Genomic DNA, 13468 nt, shown 5'->3' with positions numbered 1-13468 from the left:
ACGGCCCGCTCGTTTTCTGTGCGTACGTTTTCTCGGTTCCCGGACATGATGTCCGACCGAGGGGCTACGGTATGCACCCACAAGGTGACATGCAGCAACGCCGGGAGAAACCTTGAGCGTTCCGTACGAGACGGCAGCGTACGAACCACCCGAGTCGCCCGAGTCTCCGGAGGAGCACCTCGCGCGGCTCCTTGGCCGTGCCCTGAACTCCTTCGAGCTGCCGGACGAGACCATACGGCGGCTGGACTGCGCGCTGGCGCACGACAGCTCACTTCACTCCGCGCACCACAGCGCGGGGATGCACCGCGAGACGTACCGGCACACCTGGCTGCTCGCGGACGGCTCGGCGCTCACACTGTGGGAGCTCGTGCACAACACCGCGCCGGGCAGCGCCGCCCAGCACGAGGTGTACGTCGACGAGGAGGAGCTGCGCGCCGCCACCGCGCGCCTGCCCCTGCCGCCGGACGCGCCGGACTTCGAGCTGCCGGTGACGGTGCAGCTGTCGCCGATCCCCACGCCGCGGCACGCGTATGTGCCGGACGACTCGGCGGACCACGCGCGCCGGCTGCTGCGCCGCGCGGAGAACCCGGACCGGCCGGGCGCGGAGACCGCCGCGCTGCTGGCGACGGCGTTCGCGCACCAGATCACGCAGGCCTTCGGCCGCCCCTGCCGCGCGGGCCGCGCCGGGCTGTGCTTCTCGCTCTACGAGCACGCGTTCCTGATGCGCGACGGCGAGGAGGTCTCCCTCTGGGAGGTCGAGCACACGGCGACGCCGGACGGCCGGCACATGTGCGAGGTGTACGTCAGCGAGGACGCGGCCCGGGACGCGATGGAGCGCCGGGCGGCACAGGTTTCCTGAGACGCCTGAGCACCTCCGTCGCGCGGTTTCTCAGCGGCCGCCGCTGAGCTGTCGTACAAGACCCGCGAACGCGTCCCGCTCCGCCGGGGTCAGCTCGACGGACTCCAGTGGAGGCGCGGACCGGCGCTGGCGCGGGAGGGCGCTCAGGGGACGGCCGTTCGGCCACAGGACCAACCCGAAGTGGCCGCGGCGCGCGAGACTGATCAGGCCGAACACCCAGACGACGGCGGTGAGGGCGAGGATCACCACGCCCAGCGACTGGAAGACCGAGACGTGCTCATCAGGCATGCGCTCCAGTAGACACCACGGTCCGGGACTTTGGTCCCGGATCGTGACGTATCTCGCAGTCGGCACAGGTGCGGCACTTGCCCCGTACATGCCGTGATCAACTCACAGCACCCCAAAGGGACATGCCGACGGCCGTGGCCCCTCCCGCGGGACCACGGCCGACCGTAGTGCGGCATGCGGTGCGTTACACCGTTACGCCGGTCACGCCGCCACCGGCTGCTTCGCCTCGGCCGTCGCCGCGGCCGTGCCGTCCTCCGCACCGGGGCTGACGGCGCCCGGGGCCGGCTTGCGCATGCCCTTCAGGACGACCACCAGGGCGGTGGTGGCGCACACGCCGACCGCGATGGCGATCAGGTAGAGGAAGGGGTTGCCGATCAGCGGGACCACGAAGATGCCGCCGTGCGGAGCGCGCAGGGTGGCGCCGAAGGCCATCGACAGGGCGCCGGTGATCGCGCCGCCCACCATCGAGGAGGGGATGACGCGCAGCGGGTCGGCCGCCGCGAACGGGATCGCGCCCTCGGAGATGAAGGAGGCGCCGAGGACCCAGGCGGCCTTGCCGTTCTCGCGCTCGGTCTGCGTGAACAGCTTGCCGCGGACCGTGGTGGCCAGCGCCATCGCCAGCGGCGGGACCATGCCGGCGGCCATGACCGCGGCCATGATCTTCATCGCGGAGTCGCTCGGGTTGGAGACCGCGATGCCGGCGGTGGCGAAGGTGTACGCGACCTTGTTGACGGGGCCGCCGAGGTCGAAGCACATCATCAGGCCGAGCAGGGCGCCGAGCAGGATCGCGTTGGAGCCGGTCAGGCCGTTCAGCCAGTCGGTCAGGCCCTTCTGCGCGGAGGCGATGGGCTTGCCGACCACGACGAACATCAGGAATCCGACGACCGCCGCGGAGATCAGCGGGATCACCACCACGGGCATGATGCCGCGCACCGCCGGTGGGATCTTCACCTTCTGGATGGCCATCACCACGCCACCGGCGAGCAGACCGGCGACCAGGCCGCCGAGGAAGCCCGCGTTGATGGTGAGGGCGATCGAGCCGCCGACGAAGCCGGGGACGAGACCGGGCCGGTCCGCCATGCCGTAGGCGATGTAGCCGGCCAGGACCGGGACGAGGAAGCCGAAGGAGACGACGCCGATCTGGAAGAGCAGCGCGGCCCAGCTGTCGCCCTGGCTCCACACGAAGTGGTCCATGACCGACGGCGCCTTGTTGATCTTGTAGCCGCCGATCGCGAAGCCGAGGGCGATCAGCAGACCGCCGGCCGCGACGAACGGGACCATGTAACTCACGCCGGACATCAGCCACTTGCGCAGCTTGGTGCCGTAGCCCTCGCCGGACTCACCGGCGCGCTCGACCGGCGTCCCCGCGCCCGAGGGGGCGCCCGAGGTCACCTCACCGCGCTCGGCCTTGCCGCGCACCTCGGTGATCAGCTCGCCGGGCCGGTTGATGCCCGCCTTCACGCCGACGTCGACGGTCGGCTTGCCGGCGAAGCGGTCCTTCTCCCGTACGGGGACGTCGTGCGCGAAGATCACGCCGTCCGCCGCGGCGATGACCGCCGGGTCGAGCCGGGTGAAGCCGGCCGAGCCCTGGGGCTCGACGACGACCTCGACGCCCGCCTCGCGGCCGGCGTTCTCCAGCGACTCGGCCGCCATGTACGTGTGGGCGATACCGGTCGGACAGGAGGTGACGGCGACGATACGGAAGGGGCGCTCGGTGGAGGAGGGGGCGCCCGGCGCCGGGGCGGATGCGTCCGGCGCCGGGGCCGCGCTGCCCGCTGCGGCTTCGGAGGAGGCCGCCTCCGAAGCCGCAGCGGAGTCTTCAGTGCCGGCCGCCGGCTCGTCGCCGCGGATCAGCGCGGCCGCGGCCGCCGTGTCGCCGACCGAGCGCAGCGCGTCGGTGAACTCGGCGTTCATGAGCTGCCGGGCCAGCGACGAAAGGATCGTCAGGTGGGCGTCGTCGGCGCCGGCGGGCGCGGCGATCAGGAAGATCAGGTCGGCGGGGCCGTCCGCCGCGCCGAAGTCGATCCCGGCGGAGCTGCGCCCGAAGGCGAGCGTCGGCTCGGTGACGTGCTCGCTGCGGCAGTGCGGGATGCCGATGCCGCCGTCGAGGCCGGTGGGCATCTGTGCCTCACGCGCGGCCACGTCGGCCAGGAAGCCGTCCAGGTCGGTCACCCGGCCCAGGGCCACCATGCGCTCGGCGAGGGCGCGCGCCGCCGCCTCTTTGGTTTCGGCGGACAGGTCGAGATCGACCAGGTCCGCGGTGATCATGTCGCTCATCGCGGGCTCCTTCGCACGCGTATCGCCCGGGGCGTGGGGTGGGCGGGGGTGGGGACGGGGGTGCAGTGGGGGGTGGGGACTTCGGTGCCGGAGGAGGCGGGGCCGGGGAAACCCCGCCTCCCGAGGGCGGCAGGGCGGCTCAGGTGGCCCTGCCTCCCGTCGGCGGCGGCGAGTAACGGGGAGCCTCGCCGCTTCGGGCCCGGCCCTGACAGCACGAGACCGGACAATACGGGATACGTCATGAAACCGGCTCCTCGAGTACGCGGTCCACCGGCACCTCGCTGGTCACGGTCACCGCCGCCGGGTCCAGGTCGCCCGGGGTCGGCATCACGCTGCCGGGCAGCTGGACGGCCGCCGCGCCGTGCGCGACCGCGGAGGCCAGCGCCTCAGGTCCGGTGCCTCCCGCGATCAGGAAACCGGCGAGCGAGGAGTCGCCGGCGCCCACATTGCTGCGTACGACATCCACGCGCGCGCTGCCGAACCAGGCGCCCGCGTCGTCCACGAGCAGCTGCCCGTCGGCGCCCAGGCTCGCGAGCACGGCGCGCGCACCCATCTCGCGCAGCTCCTCGGCGGCCTTCACGGCGTCGCCCACGGTGAACAGGGGGCGCCCGACGGCCTCCGCGAGCTCCTCGGCGTTCGGCTTCACCACGTCGGGCCGCTCGCGCAGCGCCTCGAGCAGTGCGGGCCCGGAGGTGTCCAGCGCGATCCGGGCGCCGGCGGCGTGCGCCCGCGCGACCAGGTCGGCGTACCAGGCCGGTGCGAGGCCCCGCGGCAGGCTGCCACAGCAGGCGATCCAGGACGCGTCGCGCGAGTGCTTGCGCACCGTCTCCAGGAGCAACTCCTGTTCCGCCGCCGACAGTTCGGGACCCGGCGCGTTGATCTTCGTGAGCACCCCGTCCGCCTCCGCGAGCGCGATGTTCGAGCGGGTGGCCCCGGCGACCGGGACCGGCGCGACCTCGATGCCCTGCGCGTCGAGCAGGTCGGCGACGAGCGCGCCCGGCGCACCACCGAGGGGCAGAACCGCGACCGTGCGCTGCCCGGCGGCCGTGACGGCCCGCGAGACGTTGACGCCCTTGCCGCCCGGGTCCATGCGTTCGCCGGTGGCCCGGATGACCTCGCCGCGCTCCAGCGACGGGATCTCGTACGTACGGTCCAGGGACGGGTTCGGGGTGACGGTGAGGATCATGCGCGCACTACTTCCGTGCCGCCGCGCTCGATGGCGGTGGCGTCTTCTGGGCTCAGCCCGCTGTCGGTGATCAGCAGGTCCACGTCGCTCAGGTCTCCGAAGCGGGCGAAGTGCTCCTGGCCGTGCTTGGAGGAGTCGGCGAGCAGCACGACACGGCGGGCCGCGGCGACCGCCGCGCGCTTGACCGCGGCCTCGGCGAGGTCGGGGGTGGTCAGCCCGTGGTCGGCGGAGAAGCCGTTGGCCGCCACGAACAGGACGTCCGCCCGGATCTCGCCGTACGCACGCAGCGCCCAGGCGTCCACGGCGGCGCGCGTACGGTGCCGTACGCGCCCTCCGACGAGGTGGAGCTGGATGCCGGGGTGGTCCGCGAGGCGGGCCGCGATCGGCAGGCTGTGCGTGACGACGGTGAGCGAGGTCTCCAGGGGCAGTGCGGCGGCGAGACGGGCGACGGTCGTGCCGGCGTCGAGGATCATCGTGCCCTCGCCCGGCAGTTCCGTGAGGGCCGCCTTGGCGATGCGGTCCTTCTCGTCCGCGGAGGTGGACTCGCGCTCGGCGAGGTCCGGCTCGAAGTCGAGGCGCCCGACGGGAATCGCACCGCCGTGCACCCTGCGGACGAGGCCCGCGCGGTCGAGGGCCTTCAGGTCCCGGCGGATCGTCTCCGCGGTCACCTGGAACTCCTCGGCCAGCGACACGACGTCCACCCGGCCGCCGTCACGGGCGAGCCGGAGGATCTCCTGCTGCCGCTCCGGTGCGTACATGTCCGTTCGCCTCCGACCTGTGCCCGAACTTGTGGTTTCAGATCGGGAGGCTACGCCCGGATTTCCGGAAAGTAAACAGGTTCGGGCACGATCGGGCATGAACGGGCGTCCGACCTGGGCATGAACGGACTTCCTGCCCGTCTTCCACAAGCGCTGACCGGGCCGCCACAGCACGAAGAAGGGCCCGGCACCTGGGTGCCGGGCCCTTCTTCTCCCCTGTTGTCGACGGACCGTCGCCGCGCCGGCTGCCTGGTTCAGCCGACGAGCTCGGGCTCCTTGTCCGCCACCGGAGCCTCCGCATCGGCCTCCTCCACGTGCTGCGCCGACCGCTTCGGCAGCGCGAACATCAGCAGGAAGATGACGGCCATGACTGCGGCGACCCACCACAGCGCGTGCTGGAAGGCGTTCACGAACGCCGGACCCACCTGCGCCGGGCGCAGCCGGTCGGCGATCTCGCCGAAGAACACGACCGACACCAGCCCGAGCCCGAGCGCGTTGCCCATCTGCTGCACGGTGTTGATGAGGCCCGACGCCGACCCGGCGTGCTCGCGCGGCACCTCCGACAGCACCGCGTCCGTCAGCGGGGCGAAGATCAGGCCCATGCCGACGCCCATCACGACCAGCGGAAGCACCATCTGCCAGGAGGCGATCCCCATGCCGTAGCGCTCGGACTCCCAGATGTAGAGCAGCACGCCCGCCGCCATGACCAGCGCGCCGGCCTGCAGCACCTTCCGGCCGAACCGCGGCACCAGCTTCTGCACGGACATTCCGGCGGCCGTCGAGACGGCGATCGAGAAGGGGACGCCGGTCAGCCCCGCCCGCAGCGGGCTCCAGCCCAGGCCGAACTGCATGTACAGCGTCCAGACCAGGAAGAAGACACCGAGCCCGACCCCGAACACGGTCTGCACCGCGATGCCGGCCGCGAAGCTCTTCACCTTGAACAGCGACAGCTCGACCAGCGGGGAACCGTCCCGCGCGGTCTTCCGCTTCTCGTACGCCACCAGCGCCGCGAAGACGACGAGCGCACCGGCCATCGACGCATACCCCCACACCGGCCAGCCCAGCTCACGCCCACGGGTCAGCGGGTAGAGCAGCATCAGCAGACCCAGCGTCACCAGCGCCACGCCCACCAGGTCCAGCTTCAGCGCCTTCGGTGCCTTCGACTCGGTGATGAAGCGGCTGCCCAGGATCAGGCCCGCGACGCCGACCGGCAGGTTGATGAGGAAGATGGGCCGCCACTCCAGCCCGAACAGGTTCCACTCCGTCAACAGCGCGCCCAGCAGCGGCCCGGACACCGCGCCGAGCCCCACGATCGCGCCGAAGAGCCCGAACACCTTGCCCCGCTCGTGCGCCGGGAACGTGGCGTGCACGATCGACAGCACCTGCGGCACCATCATCGCCGCCATACCGCCCTGGAGGATGCGCGAGGCGACCAGCATCTCCGGGTTCGCGGCGAAGCCGCACAGCGCAGATGCGAGCGTGAAGCCGCCGATGCCCACGAGGAACAGCCGCTTGCGGCCGTGGATGTCGCCGAGCCGCCCGCCGGTGATCAGACCGGCGGCGAAGGCGAGCGCGTAACCGGCCGCTATCCACTGGATCTGGCTGTAGGACGCGCCCGCTTCCCGCTGGATCGAGGGGATGGCGATATTGACGATCGTGACGTCGACGAGGTCCATGAAGGCCGCCGTCATCACGATCGCGAGAGCGAACCAGCGGCGCCGGTCCGCGGTGGCGGCCGGTCCGGCCGGGCTGTCGACGAGGGTTTCGGTGGAGGTCATGTCTTGAAGCTACGACTCCTGTAGGTCAGATCGTGTCCTAGTTGTACGGCATCCTCGAACTCATGACGACGGACACCCCGGCACGGCTGCTGACGCTCCTCTCCCTCCTCCAGACGCCCCGCGAATGGCCCGGCGGCGAGCTCGCCGAGCGCCTCGGGGTCTCCCGCCGCACCGTCCGGCGCGACATCGACCGGCTGCGCGAGCTCGGCTATCCCGTGCAGGCCACCATGGGCGCCGACGGCGGCTACCGGCTGGTCGCGGGCAAGGCGATGCCCCCGCTGGTGCTCGACGACGAGGAGGCGGTGGCCATCGCGGTCGGCCTGCGCGCGGGCGCCGGGCACGCGCTGGAAGGCGTGGACGAGGCGTCCGTACGCGCCCTCGCCAAGCTGGAGCAGGTGCTGCCCTCCCGCCTGCGCCACCGCGTCTCCACGCTCCAGGCCGCGACCACACCGCTGACCAGCGGGGACGGCGCGAGCATCGCACCGGAGACACTGACCGTCATGGCCTCCACGGTGGCCGGCCACGAGCGGCTGCGCTTCGCCTACCGCGCCGGCGACGGCACCGAGTCGCGCCGTGTGACGGAGCCGCACCGCCTCGTCTCGACCGGGCGCCGCTGGTACCTCGTCGCCTACGACCTCGACCGCGCCGCCTGGCGCACCTTCCGCGTCGACCGCGTGAGCGAGCCCTTCGCGACCGGTGCGCGGTTCGCTCCGCGGGAGCTGCCGACGGGGGATGCGGCGGAGTATCTGCGGCGGTCGATGCAGCGCCATCAGGAGTCGTACGACTTCGAGGTCACCTTCGCCGCGCCCGCGGAGGCGGTGGCGGCGCGGGTTCCGGCCTGGCTGGGGGTGCCGGAGCCGATCGACGCGGACTCCTGCCGGCTGCGGGCCACGGTCGGGGACTCGGCGGAGTGGCTGGCGGTGCGGCTCGCGCTGCTGGGGTTCGAGTTCACGGCCCTGGAACCGGCGGAACTCGTGGATCACGTAAGGGAGTTGGGTGCGCGGTTGACCCGGGCCGGGGGCGGGTGACGGCGGCGGTGAAGTGCGGCTCGACGGTCGCGGCGGAAGGGATGCCAACGTTGTCGGCATCCGTCCTGGTCCAGACCCTGTTTCACGAAGAGTCAGCAGGCCGTGTCCCTGTGGCACAATCTGCCATCCGGCGGGCCACCCCGGGGTTCAGGTCCGGGGTGCCCCGCCATTCAGCATGCCCGCGTCAGGACAGAAGTGAGAGCCGGGCCCCGGCACCCGGGGGGAGGGGCGCCGAAGCCCGGCTCAGGGAGAGTCCCGGCGCCGGGGGGGATGTGCGTCGGGACTTGGCTCAAGGGTGGAGCGGGACCTGCTTCAGGGCCCGGGAGGGATCCGAACTCCCGTGCCCTGAAGTCTTGTTCCCGTGGCATTGACAGTTGAAGCGGCGTTACATGGCCATGTTTGCGCGGTCTTTCGCCACCCGGCGTACGCCCCTGGCTTACGCCGCCGCCTCGAAGCCGGTCTGGCGGGCCAGCTTCTTCAGCTCCAGCAGCGCGTGCTTCTCGATCTGGCGGATGCGCTCGCGCGTCAGGCCGTGCTCCTTGCCGACCTCGGTCAGCGTGCGCTCGCGGCCGTCCTCGATGCCGTAGCGCATCTTGATGATGGAGGCCGTGCGCGGGTCGAGGCGGCCGATGAGGTGGTCGAGTTCCTCGCTGCGCAGGAGCGTGAGCACCGACTGCTCGGGCGACACGGCCGAGGTGTCCTCGAGCAGGTCGCCGAACTGGGTCTCGCCCTCGTCGTCCACCGCCATGTTCAGCGAGACCGGGTCGCGGGCCCAGTCCAGGACGTCGACCACACGGTCCGCGTTCGAGCCGAGCTCGGCGGCGATCTCCGCGGGCTCCGGGTCGCGGCCGTGCTCACGGTTGAACTCGCGCTGCACGCGCCGGATCCGGCCCAGCTCCTCCACCAGGTGGACGGGCAGGCGGATGGTGCGCGACTGGTCCGCTATCGAGCGGGTGATGGCCTGACGGATCCACCAGGTCGCGTACGTCGAGAACTTGAAGCCCTTGCGGTAGTCGAACTTCTCGACCGCGCGCACCAGACCGGCGTTGCCCTCCTGGATCAGGTCGAGCAGGGGCAGACCGCTACGGGGGTAGCGCCGCGCCACGGCCACGACCAGGCGGAGGTTGGAGCGGATGAAGATCTCCTTGGCCCGCTCGCCCTCGTCGACCAGGGCCTGCAGCTCCTCGCGGGTGGCGTCGGCCCTGGCCTCCTCATGCCCTTCGAGAACTTGTCGCGCGAACACACCCGCCTCAATGATCTGGGACAGCTCGACCTCCTTGGCGGCGTCGAGCAGCGGTGTGCGCGCGATCTCGTCGAGGTACATGCCGACCAGGTCACGGTCGGCGATCTCGCCGGCGTGGGCGCGAACACTGCTTGCCGCGTCGGCCGTCTCGCCGGTGGCGGACTTACGACGGGCGACGGCACGGGTTGCCATGCGTGCTCCCTTGCGATGGTGGGCTGGCGGGTGGTCCTTCAGACGCCCGGCACTCGGCTTCGAGTACCGCTCAGCACCTTGGTCGGGTGCCCTGCATCCGATGGAAACAACGACTGGAATCCGGACAGAATTCCCAACCCGCCCCCCGATTTTTCTGATCATGCAGTACCCTGTCCGGCCACGCGAGGAGGACCGATGCCGTCGGAACGTACAGAGGTGCAGGTCAGGTCGGGAGTCGAGGGGGACCTCGAAGCCCTCACCGACATCTACAACCACTATGTACGTGAGACGCCCATCACATTCGATACCGCGGTCTTCACTCCGGAAGAGCGCCACCCTTGGCTGCTCTCCCACCCTGAAGACGGCCCGTACCGCCTGATGGTTGCCGCGGATGCGGACACACAGGAAATTCTGGGCTACGCCACATCCAGCCCTTACCGCGCGAAACCGGCCTACGGGACCTCGGTCGAGGTGACGGTCTACCTCGCTCCGCACGCCGGCCGCCGCGGCATCGGCACACTCCTCTACAAGGCCCTCTTCGAGGCCCTGGCCGACGAGGACCTGCACCGCGCCTACGCGGGCATCGCGCAACCCAACGAAGCGTCCACGCGGCTGCATGAGCGCTTCGGGTTCCGGTACGTCGGCACGTACCGGGAGGTGGGCCGGAAGTTCGGCCGCTACTGGGACGTGGCCTGGTACGAGAAGGAGCTGTAGCGCCCGACAGGCCTCAGCCGAACTGCACCGACCGCTTCGCCATCCCCATCCAGAAGCCGTCGATCACCGACTGCTGCGCGTCCAGCTCGCCGGCGATCTCCGCCGCACCCATGGTGACGAACAGCGGGGCGAAGTGCTCGGTGCGCGGGTGGGCGTAGCGGCCGGCCGGGGCCTTGGCGAGGAAGTCCAGCAGGCCGTCCCAGTCCCGGGCCTCGAGGGCACGCCTGCCCCAGTCGTCGAACTCGGACGACCAGGTGGGCACTCCCCCGCCCGTGTGCCGCAGCGCGGCCAGGTTGTGGGTGAAGAAGCCGGAGCCGACGATCAGCACACCCTCGTCGCGCAGTGGCGCCAGCTTGCGGCCGATCTCCATGAGCCTGACCGGGTCGAGGGTCGGCATGGAGATCTGCAGGACCGGGATGTCGGCGGCCGGGAACATCTCGACGAGCGGGACGTAGGCACCGTGGTCGAGACCGCGGTCCGGGATGTCCTGCACGGGGGTGCCGGGCGCGCGCAGCAGCTTCCGTACGGACTCGGCCAGTTCGGGGGCGCCGGGGGCCTCGTACTTCACCCGGTAGTAGTGCTCGGGGAAGCCCCAGAAGTCGTAGACGAGCGGGATCGTGTCCACCGCGCCGATGGCGAGCGGGGCCTCCTCCCAGTGGGCGGAGACCATGAGGATCGCCTTGGGGCGCGGCAGGTCGGCGGACCAGGCGGCGAGTTCGCCGGGCCAGATCGGGTCGTCCGCGAGCGGCGGGGCGCCGTGGCTGAGGTAGAGGGCGGGCATGCGCTCCTGGGTGGCGGCGGACATGGCGGTGACTCCCAAAGCTAGAACAATGCTTGAACTCTCAAACTCTCCCAGGTTCGGAGCATACGCCGCGTTTGTTTAATTTTCAAGGAGAGCTCTCGTACGATGGATGCATGAACACTGCATCCGCATCCGCCGAAGAAGCACCAGAGGCAGAGCCATCCGTTGCCCGAACCCGCTGGCTCGACGACGACGAGCAGCGCATCTGGCGCTCCTACGTGCACGCCACCACTCTCCTCGAGGACCATCTCGACCGCCAGCTGCAGCGGGACGCGGGCATGCCGCACATCTACTACGGCCTCCTCGTCGGCCTCGCCGAGGCCCCGCGCCGTCGGCTGCGGATGACCGAGCTGGCCATGAAGGCGAAGATCACCCGTTCCCGTCTCTCGCACGCGATCGCGCGCCTGGAGAAGAACGGCTGGGTGCGTCGCGAGGACTGCCCCTCCGACAAGCGGGGCCAGTTCGCGGTGCTGACCGACCAGGGTCACGACGTCCTGAAGCGGACCGCGCCGGGCCATGTGACGGCCGTACGGCAGGCGGTGTTCGAGCGGCTCACTCCGGAACAGCAGGAGTCCCTCGGCGAGATCATGCAGATCGTCGCCGAGGGACTCCAGCCGAGCGATGCGGGTGCGGACCTGCCCTGGCTCCGCTGAGCCGCTCACTCAGGGGGCCAGGGCAGGTCCTGGGGTCGTACGCGGGAGGCGTCCCCTTCCTCCTACGTACGGATGGTTCCGAAGGGGTACGACCGGACGGTCGCCGTCAGTGGGCGACCACCGGGACGGCCAGCTCGTCCTCGATACCGTCTTCGGACCCGGCCACGGTGGTCGAGCCGGGGCGGCCGGCGTTGACGAGGGCCACGACGATCACGGCGGCGAGCACCAGCATGCCGACGGCGAACCAGATCGCGTTGGTGTAGCCGTGCACCTGGCCCTGCAGCTGGACCAGCTGGGCCTGCGACTTGGAGGTCGCGCCGGCGATGTGGTCCTTGATGTACGACGTCGTCGCGGAGGCGGCGATCGTGTTCAGCAGAGCCGTGCCGATCGCGCCGCCCACCTGCTGCGAGGTGTTGACCATCGCGGAGGCGACACCGGCGTCCCGGGGCTCGACGCCCAGGGTGGCCAGGGACATGGCCGGCATGAACGCCGTACCCATACCGAGACCGAGCAGCACCATCGCCGGCAGGATCGTCGAGGCGTACGAAGACCCGATCTCCAGCTGGGTCATCAGGAGCATGCCGACCGCGGCGACCAGGAAGCCGGGACCCATCAGCAGCCGGGCCGGGACCCGGGTCATCAGGCGGGTACCGATCTGGGTGGAGCCGACCATCATGCCCGCGATCATCGGCAGGAACGCGAAGCCGGTCTTGATCGGCGAGAAGCCCTTCACGACCTGCAGGTAGTAGGTCAGGAAGAGGAACGTGCCGAACATCGCGATGATGGCGATGCCGAGCGAGAGGTAGATGCCGCCGCGGTTGCGGTCGGTGACCACGCGCAGGGGCAGCAGCGGGGCCTTGACCTTGGCCTCGGTGACGACGAAGGCCAGCAGCAGGACGGCCGACGCAACGAACAGGCCGATCGTCATGGAGTCGCCCCAGCCGTCGGACTCGGCGCGGGTGAAGCCGTAGACGAGCGAGACCAGGCCGAGGGTGGACAGCAGCACGCCCGGGATGTCGAGCGGGTTGCGGTTGCGGCCGCCCTCGGGCTCACGGATGACGAAGTACGCGCCGAGCGCCGCGACGATCGCGAACGGAATGTTGACGAAGAACGTCCAGCGCCAGTCCATGTACTCGGTCAGCACACCGCCGAGGATGAAGCCGACGGCGCCGCCGCCACCGGCGATCGCGCCGTAGATGCCGAAGGCCTTGGCGCGCTCCTTGGCGTCCGTGAACATCACGGCGAGCAGGGAGAGCGCGGCGGGCGCGAGCAGGGCGCCGAAGACGCCCTGGAGGGCACGGGCGCCGAACATCATGGCCTCGTTGGTGGCCGCACCGCCCAGCGCGGAGGCGGCGGCGAAGCCGCCCAGGCCGACGACGAAGGCGCGCTTGCGGCCCCACAGGTCGGCGATCCGGCCGCCGAAGAGCAGCAGACCACCGAACGCGAGGGCGTAGGCCGTGACGACCCACTGCCGGTTGCCGTCCGAGATGCCCAGGTCCTGCTGGGCGGAGGGCAGCGCGATGTTCACGATGGTCGCGTCGAGCACGACCATCAGCTGGGCGAGCGCTATGAAGACGAGCGCTTTCCAGCGGTTGGCGTCGCCGCTGTTGTCGACGGCGCCTGGAGCCTTTGAGGCTGTTTCAGACATGGGGATACCCACTTCGGGACTTCGTGACGGAAAAAACGTGTC

The 13468-nt window shown here is 70.8% G+C and carries 12 protein-coding genes; 4 read left to right on the top strand and 8 right to left on the bottom strand.

Annotated features, from left to right (window positions below):
* Nucleotides 1-112: 112 nt before the first annotated feature.
* Nucleotides 113-859, top strand: coding sequence for a DUF6227 family protein (locus tag ACFY1L_RS24290; RefSeq protein ID WP_388827916.1), 747 nt, complete (start codon nucleotides 113-115; stop codon nucleotides 857-859).
* Between the two features lie 30 nt (nucleotides 860-889).
* Here the strand turns inward: ACFY1L_RS24290 and ACFY1L_RS24285 are convergent, their stop codons facing one another.
* The 5 genes from ACFY1L_RS24285 to ACFY1L_RS24265 form a co-directional block, all read right to left on the bottom strand.
* Nucleotides 890-1147: a hypothetical protein gene (locus tag ACFY1L_RS24285; RefSeq protein WP_388827913.1), complete on the bottom strand. Its 258-nt coding sequence runs from the start codon at nucleotides 1145-1147 to the stop codon at nucleotides 890-892.
* Nucleotides 1148-1348: 201 nt separating this feature from the next.
* Nucleotides 1349-3424 (bottom strand): fructose-specific PTS transporter subunit EIIC, encoded by a 2076-nt coding sequence (locus ACFY1L_RS24280; RefSeq protein WP_388827910.1) that lies wholly within the window; start codon nucleotides 3422-3424, stop codon nucleotides 1349-1351.
* Nucleotides 3425-3662: 238 nt separating this feature from the next.
* On the bottom strand, nucleotides 3663-4610 hold the full coding sequence (gene pfkB / locus ACFY1L_RS24275) for a 1-phosphofructokinase (protein ID WP_388827907.1): 948 nt from the start codon (nucleotides 4608-4610) through the stop codon (nucleotides 3663-3665).
* Nucleotides 4607-5368: a DeoR/GlpR family DNA-binding transcription regulator gene (locus tag ACFY1L_RS24270; protein ID WP_388827904.1), complete on the bottom strand. Its 762-nt coding sequence runs from the start codon at nucleotides 5366-5368 to the stop codon at nucleotides 4607-4609. Before ACFY1L_RS24270 ends, pfkB begins: the two co-directional genes overlap by 4 nt.
* Before the next feature lie 254 nt (nucleotides 5369-5622).
* Nucleotides 5623-7146, bottom strand: coding sequence for an MFS transporter (locus tag ACFY1L_RS24265; protein WP_388827901.1), 1524 nt, complete (start codon nucleotides 7144-7146; stop codon nucleotides 5623-5625).
* 62 nt (nucleotides 7147-7208) lie between these two features.
* Between ACFY1L_RS24265 and ACFY1L_RS24260 the strand changes: the two genes are divergently transcribed.
* Nucleotides 7209-8174: a helix-turn-helix transcriptional regulator gene (locus ACFY1L_RS24260; RefSeq protein WP_388827898.1), complete on the top strand. Its 966-nt coding sequence runs from the start codon at nucleotides 7209-7211 to the stop codon at nucleotides 8172-8174.
* Between the two features lie 436 nt (nucleotides 8175-8610).
* Here the strand turns inward: ACFY1L_RS24260 and ACFY1L_RS24255 are convergent, their stop codons facing one another.
* Nucleotides 8611-9609: an RNA polymerase sigma factor RpoD/SigA gene (locus tag ACFY1L_RS24255; RefSeq protein WP_388827896.1), complete on the bottom strand. Its 999-nt coding sequence runs from the start codon at nucleotides 9607-9609 to the stop codon at nucleotides 8611-8613.
* 195 nt (nucleotides 9610-9804) lie between these two features.
* On the opposite strand from ACFY1L_RS24255, the gene ACFY1L_RS24250 reads away from it, so the two are divergent.
* Nucleotides 9805-10323: a GNAT family N-acetyltransferase gene (locus ACFY1L_RS24250; protein ID WP_388827893.1), complete on the top strand. Its 519-nt coding sequence runs from the start codon at nucleotides 9805-9807 to the stop codon at nucleotides 10321-10323.
* Between the two features lie 13 nt (nucleotides 10324-10336).
* On the opposite strand, the gene ACFY1L_RS24245 is transcribed toward ACFY1L_RS24250, so the two are convergent.
* Complete coding sequence (locus ACFY1L_RS24245; RefSeq protein ID WP_388827890.1) at nucleotides 10337-11128, bottom strand: dioxygenase; 792 nt, start codon at nucleotides 11126-11128, stop codon at nucleotides 10337-10339.
* A 110-nt stretch (nucleotides 11129-11238) separates the two neighbouring features.
* Here ACFY1L_RS24245 and ACFY1L_RS24240 point away from each other — a divergent pair, with 110 nt between their 5' ends.
* Nucleotides 11239-11778 (top strand): MarR family winged helix-turn-helix transcriptional regulator, encoded by a 540-nt coding sequence (locus ACFY1L_RS24240; protein ID WP_388827887.1) that lies wholly within the window; start codon nucleotides 11239-11241, stop codon nucleotides 11776-11778.
* A gap of 106 nt (nucleotides 11779-11884) precedes the next feature.
* Here ACFY1L_RS24240 and ACFY1L_RS24235 read toward each other — a convergent pair whose 3' ends face one another.
* Nucleotides 11885-13426, bottom strand: a complete 1542-nt coding sequence (locus tag ACFY1L_RS24235) for an MFS transporter (RefSeq protein ID WP_388827883.1) — start codon at nucleotides 13424-13426, stop codon at nucleotides 11885-11887.
* Between the last annotated feature and the right edge of the window lie 42 nt (nucleotides 13427-13468).

The sequence above is a fragment of the Streptomyces sp. NPDC001663 genome (genome assembly GCF_042893105.1).
GTDB lineage: Bacteria > Actinomycetota > Actinomycetes > Streptomycetales > Streptomycetaceae > Streptomyces.
Note: the sequence above shows the minus strand (reverse complement) of the source record. Positions and strands in the feature narration are given on the sequence as shown.

Coding starts and splice junctions, on each gene's coding strand:
- ACFY1L_RS24285 (WP_388827913.1), bottom strand. CDS start 1,147: ATGCCTGATGAGCACGTCTCGGTCTTCCAGTCGCTGGGCGTGGTGATC.
- ACFY1L_RS24280 (WP_388827910.1), bottom strand. CDS start 3,424: ATGAGCGACATGATCACCGCGGACCTGGTCGATCTCGACCTGTCCGCC.
- pfkB (WP_388827907.1), bottom strand. CDS start 4,610: ATGATCCTCACCGTCACCCCGAACCCGTCCCTGGACCGTACGTACGAG.
- ACFY1L_RS24270 (WP_388827904.1), bottom strand. CDS start 5,368: ATGTACGCACCGGAGCGGCAGCAGGAGATCCTCCGGCTCGCCCGTGAC.
- ACFY1L_RS24265 (WP_388827901.1), bottom strand. CDS start 7,146: ATGACCTCCACCGAAACCCTCGTCGACAGCCCGGCCGGACCGGCCGCC.
- ACFY1L_RS24260 (WP_388827898.1), top strand. CDS start 7,209: ATGACGACGGACACCCCGGCACGGCTGCTGACGCTCCTCTCCCTCCTC.
- ACFY1L_RS24255 (WP_388827896.1), bottom strand. CDS start 9,609: ATGGCAACCCGTGCCGTCGCCCGTCGTAAGTCCGCCACCGGCGAGACG.
- ACFY1L_RS24250 (WP_388827893.1), top strand. CDS start 9,805: ATGCCGTCGGAACGTACAGAGGTGCAGGTCAGGTCGGGAGTCGAGGGG.
- ACFY1L_RS24245 (WP_388827890.1), bottom strand. CDS start 11,128: ATGTCCGCCGCCACCCAGGAGCGCATGCCCGCCCTCTACCTCAGCCAC.
- ACFY1L_RS24240 (WP_388827887.1), top strand. CDS start 11,239: ATGAACACTGCATCCGCATCCGCCGAAGAAGCACCAGAGGCAGAGCCA.
- ACFY1L_RS24235 (WP_388827883.1), bottom strand. CDS start 13,426: ATGTCTGAAACAGCCTCAAAGGCTCCAGGCGCCGTCGACAACAGCGGC.